The following is a 12,927-nucleotide window of genomic DNA, read 5'->3' on the forward strand; positions in this document are numbered from 1 at the left end:
GGCGCGGGGAGGCATCCGGCCGAGGTGGGGGGTGAAGGCGTCGCCTCTTGATTTAAGAGATGAGATAAGTGGCGCGTCAATACCTTGGTACGGACCAGTGCCGGACGATCGGGCGATGACCCTCCCGGGTCCCCACGCGGGGCGGTCGCGGGCGGGTCATCCCTACGCCTGTCAAGCCTTCGCCTTCTTCGGCTTGCGCGCGTGGACCGCCCGGCCGAGCCGGCGGCCCAGCAGCACCCAGCCGATCAGCGCCCCCGAGGTGTTGAGGATGACGTCGTCCACGTCGAAGGCGCGGCCTTCGACCAGCAGGCCCTGAGCCGTCTCGACCATCAGCATCACGAACGCGGTGAGCAGCAGCACCCCGAAAAAGCCCCGGGCGCGCGGCACGAGGACCGGCACGATGATCCCGAACGGCACGCCGAGCAGGATGTTCCCGCCGATCTGCTTGACCGCGTCCCGCAAGGCGGGCTGGTCCAGATAGATCTTGAGGGAGCGGCCGGGATGCAGATTGGTGTGCGCGATCGACACGGACGCCGGCGAGGGATCCAGCGTCAGCCGGGCCAGCACGACGGCGAACGCCACCATCACCGCGAACGCGCACAGCATGGCCAGCACCCGCAACGGCAGCGGGAGCGGCCGGCGTTCGGTACCGGTGGCCCCGGCGGTGCGGCTCGCCCTGCCGGTGCCGCCGGCCTTCCCCGCGCCCCCTGTCCTGCCGGTACGCCCCGCCTTGCCGATGCGGCCCTTCTTCCCGGTGTCGGCGGTCTTTCCGGTGCCGGGCTTCGTGGTGCCGGCCTTCGTGGTGGCGGCCGGCTCGGTGCGGCGGACGCCGACAGCGCGGGCGACCTTGGTCAGTACCCCGGGCCGTTTGCCGGTGTCCTTGTCCGTGTTCGTCCCCTCGTTCTTCTCGGCCCTGGTCGTGCGCAGGCGCGAGGCGGCACTGGCCATTAGGTCCTCCACTTGTCAACAGTCCGGCGTGCTGACCCAGTTACCCAGGAACCGCCCGGAGATGCCCTCACCCATGGCGAAGGCCGGAGCGCATCCGAGGTTTCCGTCCGCGCTCCCCGGGCACTCCGCACCCGTTCCCGCGTGCCGCCGCTCCCCGCGACGGATGCGGTGCTTGGATGCCGGGGACGGCGAAACGGGCATAACGCCGCAAGGCGACCCAAGGAGGCGGCGGATGACCGGACGTACGGCGCTCGTCGCCGCGGCCGAACTGCTCACCTGGTGGGCCGGACTGGCCCTGCTCTGGCTGGTGTTCATCGGCAGCGTCGACACCCTGGAGCGGATCGTCGGCGCGAGCGCGGCGGCGGTCGGCGCCCTCGCGGCCCGGGCCGGCCGACGGGTGGTGACCTGGCGGTGAACGGCTGGATCCTGGCCGCGACCGTGCTGCTGGCCGGGGGAGCGGGCACCGCCCTGTGGGCGGTCGCCACCGGCCCGCTCGGCCGCCGGGTGGTCGGCCAGAACCTCGCCACCTCCGCGGTCTGCCCCAGCCTGCTGCTGCTCGCCCAGGGCTACGGCCGTACGTCCTACGTCGATCTCGCACTGCTCCTCGCGCTGCTGGGCCCGGTCGGCACCCTGGTCTTCGCCCGGCTGCTCGCCGACGACCTGGCGGACGAACGGCCCGCCGCCTGGGGCCTGACCTGGACGGCGGCCGCGGTCGGCGCGGTGGTCGTGCTGGTGCTCTGCGCGGTGACCGGACCGGGTCGGGCGACGGTGAAACTGCTGGTGATCGGGGCGCTGCTGATCGGCGGGAACGTGGTCGCCTCGCGGGCGCTGTCCGGCGGGTTCCGGGGGGTGCGCGGTGGCTGACGCGGTGATCGTCGTCGCGCTGCTGCTGACGGCCGCCTCGGCGACCGCGGCCGTGGCGACCCGAGACCCGGCCCGTCAGGCCCTGGTGCTCTCCCTCCTCGGGCTGTTCCTCGGCGCCCTGTTCACCGTGCTCCAGGCCCCCGACGTCGGCCTCTCCCAGCTCGCCGTCGGCTCCGCGCTCACCCCGTTGCTGATCATGCTGTCGGTCCGCAAGGTGAAGCGGCGCGGAAAGGCGGACGACAGGTGACCCGGCGCCTGCGGCTGTGGCTGCTGGCCGTCGGCGGCGCGGGCCTCGCCGCCCTGCTGGTCGCCGCCTGCCTCGACCTGCCGTCCTTCGGCGGCCGCAGCCACCCCTACGGCGACCGCGCCGTCCGTGCCGCGCTGGCCCGGCGCACCGCCAACGTCATCTCGTCCGTCAACTTCGACCAGCGCGCCTACGACACCCTCGGCGAGATGAGCATCCTCTTCGCCGCCGTCCTCGGCTGTGTGGTCCTGCTGCGTCAGACCCGCGACGAGCACCGGGCCCGCCCACGGCCCGCCGAAGTCGCCCGGCCCGTCCGCCGGTACGCCCTGCTGGTGCTCCCCGTCGCCCTGGTCACCGGCCTGTACGTCATCGCGCACGGCCAGCTCAGCCCCGGCGGCGGTTTCCAGGGCGGGGTCGCCGCCGCGACCGCACTGCACCTGCTGTACCTCGGCGCCGACTACCACGCCCTGGAACGCGTCCGCCCGATCGGTGTCTTCGAGGTCGCCGACTCCCTGGCCGCCTGCGCCTACCTGGTGCTGGGCCTCTCCGGACTGCTGGCCGGCACCGCGTTCCTCGCCAACACACTGCTGCCGTACGGCACGTTCAACACGCTGTCCTCCGGCGGCCTGGTCCCCCTGCTGAACGCGGCCATCGGCATGGAGGTGGCGAGCGCGGTCGTCGTCCTGCTCGCCAGCTTCCTCGACCAGGCCGTGGAGATCGAGGAGGAGAACGGGAGTTGAGCCGCCAGTGATGCACGTATTCCCCTATCTGGTCGCCGTCTGGATCTTCCTGACGGGCTGTTACGGCCTTGCCACCAGCCGGAACCTGATCCACGCCGTCGGCTGCCTGGCCGTCGTCCAGTCGTCGACGTACGTCCTGCTGCTCGCGGTCGGCTACCGCGACGGCGGCACCGCACCCGTCTTCTCCGATCTCAGGCCCGGCACCCGGCCGCTGGTCGACCCGGTGGTGCAGGCCCTCGCCCTGACCGACGTGGTCGTCGGCGCGACCGTCACCGCGCTGCTGCTCGCGCTGGTCCTGCAGATCGCCAAGCGGCACGGCACGGTCGACCCGGACGAACTGACGGAGCTGCGCGGCTGATGCACCACCTGCTGCCGCTGCTCGTGGCCGTCCCGTTGCTCGGCGCCACCCTGCTGGTGGCCGGTGGCCGTCGGCTGCACCGGGTCCTCGCCGAGAGCTTCGCCTGCGCGGTGTGCGCGGGCACCTGCGCCCTCGCGCTCATCCTGCTGTTCAACTCCTCGCCCCCGCTGGTCGAGTGGGCCGGCGGCTGGCGGCCGGTCGGCGGGGAGAGCGTCGGGATCGTGCTGACCGGGGACGGCCCCGCCCTCGGCATGGCCGCCCTCGCCTCGCTGCTGACGCTGGCCGCGCTGGTCTACTCCTGGCACTACTTCGCGGAGCCGCCGCGCCGGCACGCGGGCTCCTTCCCGGCGCTGATGCTGGTCTTCCAGGCCGGCATGTGCGGCTTCACGCTCGCGGGCGACCTGTTCAACGCGTTCGTCTTCTTCGAGCTGATGAGCGTCGTCGCCTACGCGCTGACCGGCTACCGCATCGACGAGGCCAAGGCGGTGCAGGGAGCCCTGACCTTCGGCGTGGTCAACTCCCTCGGCGCGTACGCGATGCTGACGGGCATCGCCCTGCTGTACGCCCGCACCGGCGAACTGGGCATGGCGAAGATCGGTCGCGGTCTGGACGCGCACGGCCGCCCCGACGCGCTGGTCCTGGCCGCCTTCGTGCTGGTGCTCACCGCTCTGCTGGTCAAGGCCGCCGCCGTGCCGTTCCACTTCTGGCTCCCGGACGCCCACGCCGTCGCCCCCACCCCGGTCTGCATGCTCCTCTCCGGAGTCATGGTCGAACTCGGCGCCTACGGCGTATGGCGGGTGTACGGCACGGTCTTCGCCGGACCCGGCGGCATCCCGGCCGCCGACCTGGAACGGGCACTGGTCGTCCTCGGCACGCTCACGGCCGTGCTGGGCGCGTTCATGTGCTGGCACCAACGGCACATCAAGCGGCTGCTGGCCAACTCCACGATCGCCCACACCGGGCTGTTCCTCGTGGGCCTCGGCGTCCTGACGCCGGCGGGCGACTCCGGGATCGCCCTGTACCTGCTCGGGCACGCCGGGGTGAAGGCCGCCCTCTTCGCCTGCGCGGGGATCCTCCTGGACCGCTACGGCAACGTCGACGAACGCGCGCTGCACGGCCGGGCCCGCGAACTGCGCACGGTGGGCGTCCTGTTCACCCTCGGGGCGCTGGCCCTCGCGGGGTTGCCGCCGTTCGGCACCGCGCTCGGCAAGTCGGTCGCCGAGGAGGCGGTGGGCGCTCCGCTGACCGTGCTCTACGTCGTCGTGTCGGCGGTGACGGCGGGGGCGGTGCTGCGGGTCGCCGCCCGGGTCTTCCTCGGCCTCGGGGACCGGCCGCCCAAGGGCGACGCGTACGAGACCACCGGGACCGGTGAGGAGCCCGAGACCGAGGGCCGGCTCGGGCGGATCCCGGGCACGATGACCGCCGTCCCCGCCGTGCTGCTGGCCGGAGCCCTGGCCGTGGGCCTCGCCCCCGGCTTCCCGGCGGCGGTGGTCCGTGCCGTCGACAGGGGCAGGACCCCGGTCGCCGTCCACTGGACGTCCACCGGGGTCCTGCTGGGCTGCCTCTCCACTCTCCTGGCCGTCGGCCTGGCCGCCGTCGCGGTCTTCCGACCCGGCCTCCTGGCGGCCCGGGGCCAGGCGCTGCCGCTGCGCCGCCTGCAGTCCGGGCACGTCGGGGACTATGTGGCCTGGCTGCTGGTCGGCGCCGCGACGCTCGGGGCGCTGGCCCTGCCGGGTGTGCTGGGCGGCTGATCACACGGTCCGGATCAGACCGTGCCGTAGGACACGTGCACCTCCGTGAAGCCGAGGGAGTGCAGCAGGCCCTCCAGCATGTCGGTGGTGTTGGTCTCGGCCCGGGTGGTCAGACCGCTGGTCTTCGCCGCGTCCGAGATGTGCTTCACGGCCAGCTTCTGCACCGCCTGCTCGCTGTTGGGGTTGTCCGAGAACAGGTCGCCGAGCCGGTCCAGCAGACCGCGCTGCTTGGAGACGGCGTAGGAGTGGTCGGCGTCCAGGGTGGCCTTGCCGAGCTGCGCGTGCGGCAGCCGGATGGTGGCCTCGGTACGGTCGTCGTTGACCGTCACGTCCTTCTCGCCGATCTTCCCGAGGTCGACATAGGAATCGACGTTGCCCGCCCCGACGTACAGGGTGCGGGTGCCGCGGATCGCGCTCGGCAGGTACTTGGCGTCCTTCTCCAGGTCCACGACGACCTGGAAGTTGCCCGAGGCCGCGTCGTAACGGCTCATGTCCTGGATGGACTTGAGCAGCGCGGGGCCCGTGTTGTCACGGGTCTCCGTGCCGAACAGGTCCTTGATGCCCGGTAGCACCGCCAGCTTGATCCCGGCGAACAGCACCACGAGCACCAGCACGAACGCGGTGAGCAGCTTCGCCCAACCGGGCATACGCCGGGGCCGGGCCTTGACCGGAGTCTCCTTCTCGGAGGTCTCCTTGCTCTCCTTGGTGGAACTCGCCATGTGACGGTCCTCCTTTCCAACGACACGAATGCCCGCCGAACGCCTTGCCAGACCGTGTTGTTGGCCGATTGAGACAGCTGACGCAGGACTGGTACACGCTTGAGCGTGGAGTGACCTCCCGTCGGCGTGCCAGGAGCCCCGGATGACCGCAGAAAGCACTTCCCGGCCCCTTTGTCCGCTGCACCGTGTGTCGTATCCCGAGTCCGGACCGACCCGGCTCAGCACGCCGGCGACCGGCATCCCGGTGGACCCGTTTCCCGGCCGGCTAGACCCGCGCCGCCAGCTCCGCGATCCGGCGTGCCGACGCCGAGCCCGGGTCGGCCGTGACGAGGACGACCTCCTGGTCGTCCTCCGGCACCAGCAGGACGTCGCAGTTCAGCCGTAGCCGCCCCAGCTCCGGATGGTCGAGGACCTTGGTGCGATGCCCCGGGGCATGCACCGGATGAGTCGCCCAGATGCCCCGGAACTCCGCGCTGCCCGCGCTCAACTCGTCCAGCAGGGCGGTGAGCCGCGCGTCGTGCGGATAGCGTTCGGCAGCCCGCCGCAGCCGGGCCACCACGATGTGGCCGAATTCCCCGGCAGCGGAACTCGCGTACATCCGGCCCTGGCCCAGGAAGCGCCGCCGCGCCAGGTTGGTCGTGCCGTGTCCCAGGTCCCCGCCGAACAGCCGCTGGGCGAGGGGGTTCCAGGCCACCAGGCCGTAGGAGGCGTCGGTGACGATCGCCGCGGTGTCGGGCAGCCGCTCCAGCATGCCGGCCACGTGCGGGCGCACCTCCCGGACCGCCACGGGGGCGGGCGGCGCCGCGGCCGAGCCGGCCAGCCGGAAGAGGTGGCTGCGCTCGGCGGGGGCCAGCCGCAGCGCCCCGGCCAGGGCGTCCAGGACGCGCGGGGAGGGGCGGGGGCCGCGGGCCTGCTCCAGACGGGTGTAGTAGTCGACGGACATGTGGGCCAGTTCCGCGACCTCCTCACGCCGCAGGCCGGGCGTCCGGCGTGGGACGGTGCCCGGCGCGAGGCCCACCGTCTGCGGACGCAGGCCCGCCCGGCGCTCCCGCAGGAAGCGCGCCAGTTCCTGCCTCGCCATACCGCCGCCTCCCCGGTCCGCCTGGTACAGGTGGTCCCTGGCAGGACGGACGCGGCCGGGGAACCGTGGCTGTCATGAACGATCGCACAGCACTCGTCACCGGTGCCAACAAGGGCATCGGCTTCCATACCGCACGGCTCCTCGTGGAGGCGGGCTTCAGCGTCCACGTGGGCTCCCGGGACATCGGGCACGGTGAGCGGGCCGTGGCGGAGATCGGCGGCGACGCGCGGCTCCTGGTCCTCGACGTCACCGATCCCGCCGGCATCGAACGCGCCGCCGCCCGCCTCGACCGCCTGGACGTCCTGGTCAACAACGCCGGCGTCCAGCCGGTCACCGGCCCGCCCACCGGGACCGGTGTCGAGGACCTCCGGCGGATCTACGAGACGAACGTCTTCGGTGTCGTCGCGGTGACCAACGCCTTCCTGCCCGCGCTGCGCCGCTCCGCCCACCCGCGCGTCGTGAACGTCTCCAGCGGCGCCGCGTCCCTCACCTGGAGCACCCACCCCAATCCGCAGTTCACCCCCGGCAGCCCCCGGTCCGCGGCCTACCGCTCCTCGAAGGCCGCGCTCAACGCGCTGACCGTGTTCTACGCCCAGGAGCTGGCCGAGGACGGCATCAAGGTGAACGCCCTCGCCCCGGGGCGCCGGGCCACCGACCTGGTCCCCGGGGCGGCCGCGGGGGGCGGCGATCCGGCCGAGGGGGCACGAGGGGCCGTACGGCTGGCGCTGCTGCCCGACGACGGGCCGACCGGCGGGTTCTTCTCCTGGGACGGCACACCCGTGCCGTGGTGAGAGCGCGACGGTCCGTAGCATGAGCGCGTAGCCCGTATTGATCATGCGAGGAGCGGATCGTGCGAGACATCTCGGTCTTCAGCGGCAGCGCCCATCCCGAGCTGGCCGAGGAGGTCTGCGCGCACCTCGGGGTGCCGCTCAGCCCGACACGGGTCAGCCGGTTCGCCAACGACTGTCTGGAGGTACAGCTCCAGGCGAACTGCCGGGAGCGGGACGTCTTCCTGATCCAGCCCCTGGTCCGGCCGGTGCAGGAGCACCTGGTGGAGCTGCTGCTGATGTGCGACGCGGCCCGTGGTGCCTCCGCGGGCCGCATCACCGTCGTCATGCCGCACTACTCCTACGCCCGCTCCGACAAGAAGGACGCCCCGCGCATCTCGCTCGGCGGCCGCCTCGTCGCCGACCTGCTGGTGGCCGCCGGCGCGAGCCGGGTCCTCGCCATGACCCTGCACGCCCCGCAGGTGCACGGCTTCTTCTCGGTGCCGGTCGACCACCTGCACGCCCTGCGGGAGCTGGCCGCGCACTTCCGGCGCTACGACCTGTCGCGCACCACGGTCGTCTCGCCCGACCTCGGCAACGCGAAGGAGGCCGCCGCCTTCGCCCGGCTGATCGGCGCCCAGGTGGCGGCCGGCGCCAAGCAGCGGTTCGCCGACGACCGGGTGATCATCAGCTCCGTCATCGGCGACGTGGCCGACCGGGACGTCATCGTGCTCGACGACGAGATCGCCAAGGGCAGCACGGTGATCGAACTCCTGGAGCGGCTGCGGGAGTTGGGGCCGCCCCGCTCGATCCGGATCGCGTGCACGCACGGCCTGTTCGCGGCCGGGGCGCTCAAGCGGCTGAGCGAGCAGCCCGACGTCCTGGAGATCGTGTGCACCAACACCGTGCCGGTACCGGCCGAGGAGCACACCGACAAGCTGCGGATCCTGTCCATCGCCCCGGCACTGGCCGAGGCCGTACGCCGTATTCACAACGGTGAGTCCGTGAGCGCCCTGTTCGACGAGCCGCGCAACGTCTAGACAGGAAGGAGGAGTTGCGGCGCTGACCCGCGCTCGGCTCCACCGAGGCGGACGGGAGGCCCCCTGTGGCGAAGGCCAGGTTCGAGCGGACGAAACCCCATGTGAACATCGGCACCATCGGGCACATCGACCACGGCAAGACGACACTCACCGCGGCCATCACCAAGGTGCTGCACGACAAGTTCCCCGAACTCAACCCGTTCACCCCGTTCGACCAGATCGACAAGGCGCCCGAGGAGCGGCAGCGCGGCATCACCATCTCCATCGCGCATGTCGAGTACCAGACCGAGCGCCGGCACTACGCCCACGTCGACTGCCCGGGCCACGCCGACTACATCAAGAACATGATCACCGGGGCCGCCCAGATGGACGGGGCGATCCTGGTGGTCGCGGCCACCGACGGGCCGATGCCGCAGACCAAGGAACACGTCCTGCTGGCCCGGCAGGTGGGCGTGCCGTACATCGTCGTCGCGCTCAACAAGACCGACATGGTCGACGACGAGGAGATCCTGGAACTGGTGGAGCTGGAGGTGCGCGAGCTGCTCAGCGAGTACGAGTTCCCCGGCGACGACGTCCCGGTCGTCCGGGTCTCCGCGCTGAGGGCCTTGGCGGGCGACCCCGAGTGGACCGCGGCCCTGCTCGAACTCCTCGACGCTGTCGACGAGTTCGTGCCCCAGCCGGTGCGGGAGGTGGACCGGCCGTTCCTGATGCCGATCGAGGATGTGTTCACCATCACCGGCCGGGGCACGGTCGTCACCGGCCGGATCGAACGCGGCGTGCTACGGGTCAACAGCGAGGTCGAGATCATCGGCATCCACCCGCAGCGGACCAGGACCACCGTCACCGGCGTCGAGATGTTCCGCAAGCTGCTCGACGAGGGCCGGGCCGGCGAGAACGTCGGCCTGCTGCTGCGCGGGGTCAAACGAGACGACGTCGAGCGCGGACAGGTCGTCATCAGGCCCGGATCGGTCACCCCGCACACGGAGTTCGAGGCCCGGGCGTACATCCTCTCCAAGGACGAGGGCGGTCGGCACACCCCGTTCTTCCAGAACTACCGGCCCCAGTTCTACTTCCGCACCACCGACGTGACCGGAGTCGTCACGCTGCCGCCGGGCACCGAGATGGTGATGCCGGGCGACAACACCACCGTGCGCGTCCAGCTGATCCAGCCGGTCGCGATGGAGGAGGGGCTGAAGTTCGCGATCCGCGAGGGCGGCCGGACGGTCGGCGCCGGTCAGGTGACCGGCATCCTCAAGTAGGCGTTGCCAGGCGTGTCCTGACGTGACGTCATAAAGATCCGGACGTGGCCTCCGGCCGGCCGAGGGCCGCGTCCAGCGTCGCCAGCGGCGGCAGCAGCTGCGACAGACCCGTCACCTTCAGCACCCGCAGGGTCAGCGGGTGTGTGCACACCAGCTGGAGCTGTCCGCCGCGCTCCAGCACCCGGCCGCGTGCCCGGTACAGCAGCCGCAGCCCGGAGCAGTCGAAGAAGTCGACGGGCAGCATGTCGATCACCACCCGGGTGCTCTCCCGCCCGGTCACCCGGTCCAGATAGGGCGCCATCTCGGTCGCCGCCGCGATGTCGATCTCGCCCCGGAACTCCAGCACCGTGTATCCGCGGTCCTGGTGGATGCGCAGGTGCCGGGTGAGCGCCCCGGGATCCTGTCGGGGTTCCTGGCGCACGACGGCATCACCTCCCACCCCAGCCGGTCCAATTCCGTTCCCCGCCTTGCAAGTTACCCTCGATGGAGGGAATTTGAGCATGTTCGATTGACATATGTCTGCCGCTTTGGTGCGCCATTTTCTGTGGCGTGCGCGACAGTCGGAGAACGGGCACGTGGGAGCGCTGCCGCTCCACCAAGAAAGCGCGTGCCAGGCACTGCCCAGCGCCTGGCGGTACTGCTCCCCGGGGTGTGCGTCGGCGCTCCGGCGTCCGGCGGCGAAGTCACCCTGGGCGCCGGCGGGTTGCCGGCCGGAAAGCACGTCGACGGCCTGATCCTCGGCGGCAGCGAGAACCAGGCCTTCGTCCCGGCGCCGGTCCGGCTGGTCCGTGTGGGGCGCCCGCCGCCGCGCCGGCTGATCGGCACCCACCCGTTCGCCGGGATCGAACGGGTGGTGCGGGAGAGGAGCACGGGCAAGGCGATCAAGCCCGTGCTCACCTTCAGGCACCCGGGGCCTCTGCCGCCCCTGCGGGGTCAGTCCACCACGAGGACCAGCTTCCCGGTGGTGCGGCCGGTGCCGCCCAGCTCATGCGCCTTGGCGGCATCGGCCAGCGGGAAGGTCCCCGCGACGCTGGCGCGCAGCTTCCCCGCCGCCATCAGGTCGGCGACCGCCCGCATCCCGGCCCGGTCGGCGTCCACCAGCATCCGCACCGCCCGCACCCCGAGCCGCTCGGCCTCCTCGTACAGCTCCGCGGAGCCCACCGGCAGGATGGACACCAGGATCCCGCCCGGCCTCAGCACCCGCAGCGAGTCGACGGAGGTGTCCCCACCGATCGTGTCGAGCACGACGTCGACGTCCCGCACCGTCTCCGTGACCTCCACGGACCGGTAGTCCACCGGCTCGTCCACGCCGATCTCGCGCAGGAAGTCGTGCTTGGCGGCGCTCGCCGTGCCGATCACGTAGGCGCCGTGCGCCTTGGCGATCTGCACCGCCACATGCCCGACCCCGCCGGCCGCCGCGTGCACCAGCACCCGCTGTCCCGGCCGTACCTCGGCGTTCTCCACCAGCGCCTGCCAGGCCGTCAGCGACACCAGCGGCAGCGCGCCCGCCTGGACGTGGTCGATCCCGGCCGGCTTCGGCACCAGGGCGCGGGCGGGGACGATCGCGTACTCGCCGTGCGTGCCGTGGCCGAACGGGTAGGGCACCATGCCGAAGACCTCGTCACCGGGCTTGAAGGCGGCGACACCGATCCCGGTCTCCTCGACCGTGCCGGAGACGTCCCAGCCGAGGACGAAGGGCGGCTTGCCCAGGAAGCCGCCGGTCTCCCGGTGCTTCCAGTCGGTCGGGTTGAGCCCGGCGGCCCGCACCCGGACCAGCACCTCGTTGGCGCGCGGCTGCGGCCGGGCCACCTCGATCACCTTGAGTACCTCGGGCCCGCCGAGGACGTCCTGACTGACCACACGCATCGTGTTCACATTGCTCATGGTCACCCAGCCTGCCGGGATGCGCCCGTCCGGGAAATGGCACGATGGCCAACCTTCGATGGAATCGTGCCAGCCCTGACGGTGGCCCGCCCTCGCCTGTGCCGGAAGCCTCAGCGGCTCATGTGCAGGGCGACCAGCAGTTGCCAGACCTGGTCGGCCACGTCGTCGGGGCCGGCGTCCAGCAGGCCGTGCAGCCAGTCGGCCAGCACCCCGGCGAAGGTGGCGGCCACCGCCGAGGCCACCAGGGGAGCGTCGGCCGCGCCGGCCAGCTCGCGCTCGGCCAGGCTGCGGGCCCGCAGGTCCCGGTGCAGCACCCGGCCCAGCGGACCGCCGCCGCCCGGCGCGAGCAGCTCCCGGTACAGCGCCGCATGCGGCACCAGCCCCGCGAAGAAGTCCAGCAGCGCCGGCGGCGCGTGCACCGGATCGGGCCGGCCCCGCCAGGCGTGCAGCGCGTCCACGGCGTCCCGTACCACGTCCGCGCAGGTGTCGACGGCCAGCGCCTCCAAGCCGTCGTAGTGGACGTAGAACGTGGCCCTGCCCACCCCGGCGCGGCGCACCAGCGCGGCCACCCCCACCTCCGCCAGCGGCCGCTCGGCGCACTCCGCCAGCAGGGCCGCCCGCAGCCGCGCCCGGGTGCGGGCGGCCCGTGGGTCCTCGACCGCGGGGCGGGGCTCCGGGCCGGTCACCGGGCGGCCAGGACGGCGGCCAGGGCGAGGGCGCCGGGCAGCGCCTGCGCGAACAGGATCCGCCGGTTGGCCGTGACCGCGCCGTACACCCCCGCGACCACCACGCAGGACAGGAAGAACACCTGGGCGCGGAAGCCCGTCGGGTCGGCCGCCGCCAGGCCCCACACCAGGCCGGCCGCCAGGAAACCGTTGTACAGGCCCTGGTTGGCGGCCAGTGGCGCGGTCCGCCGGGCCAGCTCCGCGTCGAAGCCGTGGAAGCGCATCCCCGGCTTCTTCTGCCACAGGAACATCTCCATCACCAGGATGTACGCGTGCAGCGCGGCCACCAGTCCGACCAGCACGTTCGCCAGGATTTCCATGATCGACCGACCCTCTCCCCAACTTGGACAGGTGTCCACTATAGCTGGACAGGTGTCCAAGACGCGATCGGGTAGTCCAACGGCCGGGGAAGGGGAACATGTCGGCAAGTCGCAGGCAGGGATGGGTATTTATTGATTTGCCACCAACTGGCGGAGCGTGACGGAACCCTCACTTCCTCTGGTCGTCGAGGTTGATCCTTTCGGGTTCAAACCCGATAAGCTCCAGT

At 72.0% G+C, this 12,927-nt stretch carries 16 protein-coding genes; 9 read left to right on the plus strand and 7 right to left on the minus strand.

What is annotated here, in order from left to right:
• Positions 1-171: 171 nt before the first annotated feature.
• A complete protein-coding gene (locus ACZ4N4_RS38575; RefSeq protein WP_453567427.1) occupies positions 172-738 on the minus strand; it encodes a VanZ family protein in 567 nt (188 codons plus the stop codon).
• A gap of 442 nt (positions 739-1,180) precedes the next feature.
• Between ACZ4N4_RS38575 and ACZ4N4_RS38580 the strand changes: the two genes are divergently transcribed.
• Genes ACZ4N4_RS38580 through ACZ4N4_RS38605 form a run of 6 tightly spaced genes read left to right on the plus strand, consistent with a single transcriptional unit; the run spans position 1,181 to position 4,905 of the window.
• Positions 1,181-1,363: a hypothetical protein gene (locus ACZ4N4_RS38580; RefSeq protein WP_453567063.1), complete on the plus strand. Its 183-nt coding sequence runs from the start codon at positions 1,181-1,183 to the stop codon at positions 1,361-1,363.
• Positions 1,360-1,812, plus strand: coding sequence for an MrpF/PhaF family protein (locus ACZ4N4_RS38585; RefSeq protein ID WP_453567061.1), 453 nt, complete (start codon positions 1,360-1,362; stop codon positions 1,810-1,812). Before ACZ4N4_RS38580 ends, ACZ4N4_RS38585 begins: the two co-directional genes overlap by 4 nt.
• Complete coding sequence (locus tag ACZ4N4_RS38590; RefSeq protein WP_450756608.1) at positions 1,805-2,059, plus strand: hydrogenase subunit MbhD domain-containing protein; 255 nt, start codon at positions 1,805-1,807, stop codon at positions 2,057-2,059. The genes ACZ4N4_RS38585 and ACZ4N4_RS38590 overlap by 8 nt, the downstream gene beginning before the upstream one ends.
• Positions 2,056-2,796: a hydrogen gas-evolving membrane-bound hydrogenase subunit E gene (gene mbhE / locus ACZ4N4_RS38595; protein WP_467597764.1), complete on the plus strand. Its 741-nt coding sequence runs from the start codon at positions 2,056-2,058 to the stop codon at positions 2,794-2,796. The genes ACZ4N4_RS38590 and mbhE overlap by 4 nt, the downstream gene beginning before the upstream one ends.
• A 10-nt stretch (positions 2,797-2,806) precedes the next feature.
• Positions 2,807-3,154, plus strand: a complete 348-nt coding sequence (locus ACZ4N4_RS38600) for a sodium:proton antiporter (RefSeq protein ID WP_358926421.1) — start codon at positions 2,807-2,809, stop codon at positions 3,152-3,154.
• A complete protein-coding gene (locus ACZ4N4_RS38605) occupies positions 3,154-4,905 on the plus strand; it encodes a complex I subunit 5 family protein (RefSeq protein ID WP_467597767.1) in 1,752 nt (583 codons plus the stop codon). The genes ACZ4N4_RS38600 and ACZ4N4_RS38605 overlap by 1 nt, the downstream gene beginning before the upstream one ends.
• Before the next feature lie 14 nt (positions 4,906-4,919).
• On the opposite strand, the gene ACZ4N4_RS38610 is transcribed toward ACZ4N4_RS38605, so the two are convergent.
• A complete protein-coding gene (locus ACZ4N4_RS38610; RefSeq protein ID WP_360494031.1) occupies positions 4,920-5,552 on the minus strand; it encodes a DUF4230 domain-containing protein in 633 nt (210 codons plus the stop codon).
• 337 nt (positions 5,553-5,889) lie between these two features.
• Complete coding sequence (locus ACZ4N4_RS38615) at positions 5,890-6,705, minus strand: helix-turn-helix transcriptional regulator (RefSeq protein WP_467597770.1); 816 nt, start codon at positions 6,703-6,705, stop codon at positions 5,890-5,892.
• A gap of 74 nt (positions 6,706-6,779) precedes the next feature.
• Here ACZ4N4_RS38615 and ACZ4N4_RS38620 point away from each other — a divergent pair, with 74 nt between their 5' ends.
• The 3 genes from ACZ4N4_RS38620 (at position 6,780) to tuf (ending at position 9,771) form a co-directional block, all read left to right on the plus strand.
• Positions 6,780-7,496, plus strand: coding sequence for an SDR family NAD(P)-dependent oxidoreductase (locus ACZ4N4_RS38620; RefSeq protein ID WP_467597773.1), 717 nt, complete (start codon positions 6,780-6,782; stop codon positions 7,494-7,496).
• A 59-nt stretch (positions 7,497-7,555) separates the two neighbouring features.
• Positions 7,556-8,512: a ribose-phosphate diphosphokinase gene (locus ACZ4N4_RS38625; RefSeq protein WP_453567051.1), complete on the plus strand. Its 957-nt coding sequence runs from the start codon at positions 7,556-7,558 to the stop codon at positions 8,510-8,512.
• 65 nt (positions 8,513-8,577) lie between these two features.
• Positions 8,578-9,771: an elongation factor Tu gene (gene tuf / locus ACZ4N4_RS38630; protein ID WP_453567049.1), complete on the plus strand. Its 1,194-nt coding sequence runs from the start codon at positions 8,578-8,580 to the stop codon at positions 9,769-9,771.
• A gap of 28 nt (positions 9,772-9,799) precedes the next feature.
• On the opposite strand, the gene ACZ4N4_RS38635 is transcribed toward tuf, so the two are convergent.
• The 4 genes from ACZ4N4_RS38635 to ACZ4N4_RS38650 all read right to left on the minus strand — a co-directional run bounded on the left by ACZ4N4_RS38635 (position 9,800) and on the right by ACZ4N4_RS38650 (position 12,700).
• Positions 9,800-10,192: an anti-sigma factor antagonist gene (locus tag ACZ4N4_RS38635; RefSeq protein ID WP_467597778.1), complete on the minus strand. Its 393-nt coding sequence runs from the start codon at positions 10,190-10,192 to the stop codon at positions 9,800-9,802.
• A 512-nt stretch (positions 10,193-10,704) separates the two neighbouring features.
• On the minus strand, positions 10,705-11,655 hold the full coding sequence (locus tag ACZ4N4_RS38640) for an NADP-dependent oxidoreductase (protein ID WP_467597781.1): 951 nt from the start codon (positions 11,653-11,655) through the stop codon (positions 10,705-10,707).
• Positions 11,656-11,765: 110 nt separating this feature from the next.
• Positions 11,766-12,341 carry a TetR/AcrR family transcriptional regulator gene (locus tag ACZ4N4_RS38645; protein ID WP_450756626.1) on the minus strand — a complete coding sequence of 192 codons (576 nt, stop codon included), beginning with the start codon at positions 12,339-12,341 and terminating at the stop codon, positions 11,766-11,768.
• The gene (locus ACZ4N4_RS38650) at positions 12,338-12,700 is read right to left on the minus strand and encodes a DUF1304 domain-containing protein (RefSeq protein WP_450756628.1); all 363 of its coding nucleotides are present in this window, start codon (positions 12,698-12,700) and stop codon (positions 12,338-12,340) included. Before ACZ4N4_RS38650 ends, ACZ4N4_RS38645 begins: the two co-directional genes overlap by 4 nt.
• Positions 12,701-12,927: the final 227 nt, after the last annotated feature.

The organism is Streptomyces sp. NPDC026538, from assembly GCF_055567535.1.

What these genes read in the sequence shown, in the direction of transcription:
- ACZ4N4_RS38605 (WP_467597767.1), top strand. Translation starts at nt 3,154, where the DNA reads ATGCACCACCTGCTGCCGCTGCTCGTGGCCGTCCCGTTGCTCGGCGCC.
- ACZ4N4_RS38600 (WP_358926421.1), top strand. Translation starts at nt 2,807, where the DNA reads ATGCACGTATTCCCCTATCTGGTCGCCGTCTGGATCTTCCTGACGGGC.
- ACZ4N4_RS38615 (WP_467597770.1), bottom strand. Translation starts at nt 6,705, where the DNA reads ATGGCGAGGCAGGAACTGGCGCGCTTCCTGCGGGAGCGCCGGGCGGGC.
- ACZ4N4_RS38580 (WP_453567063.1), top strand. Translation starts at nt 1,181, where the DNA reads ATGACCGGACGTACGGCGCTCGTCGCCGCGGCCGAACTGCTCACCTGG.
- ACZ4N4_RS38620 (WP_467597773.1), top strand. Translation starts at nt 6,780, where the DNA reads ATGAACGATCGCACAGCACTCGTCACCGGTGCCAACAAGGGCATCGGC.
- ACZ4N4_RS38640 (WP_467597781.1), bottom strand. Translation starts at nt 11,655, where the DNA reads ATGAGCAATGTGAACACGATGCGTGTGGTCAGTCAGGACGTCCTCGGC.
- ACZ4N4_RS38610 (WP_360494031.1), bottom strand. Translation starts at nt 5,552, where the DNA reads ATGCCCGGTTGGGCGAAGCTGCTCACCGCGTTCGTGCTGGTGCTCGTG.
- ACZ4N4_RS38650 (WP_450756628.1), bottom strand. Translation starts at nt 12,700, where the DNA reads ATGGAAATCCTGGCGAACGTGCTGGTCGGACTGGTGGCCGCGCTGCAC.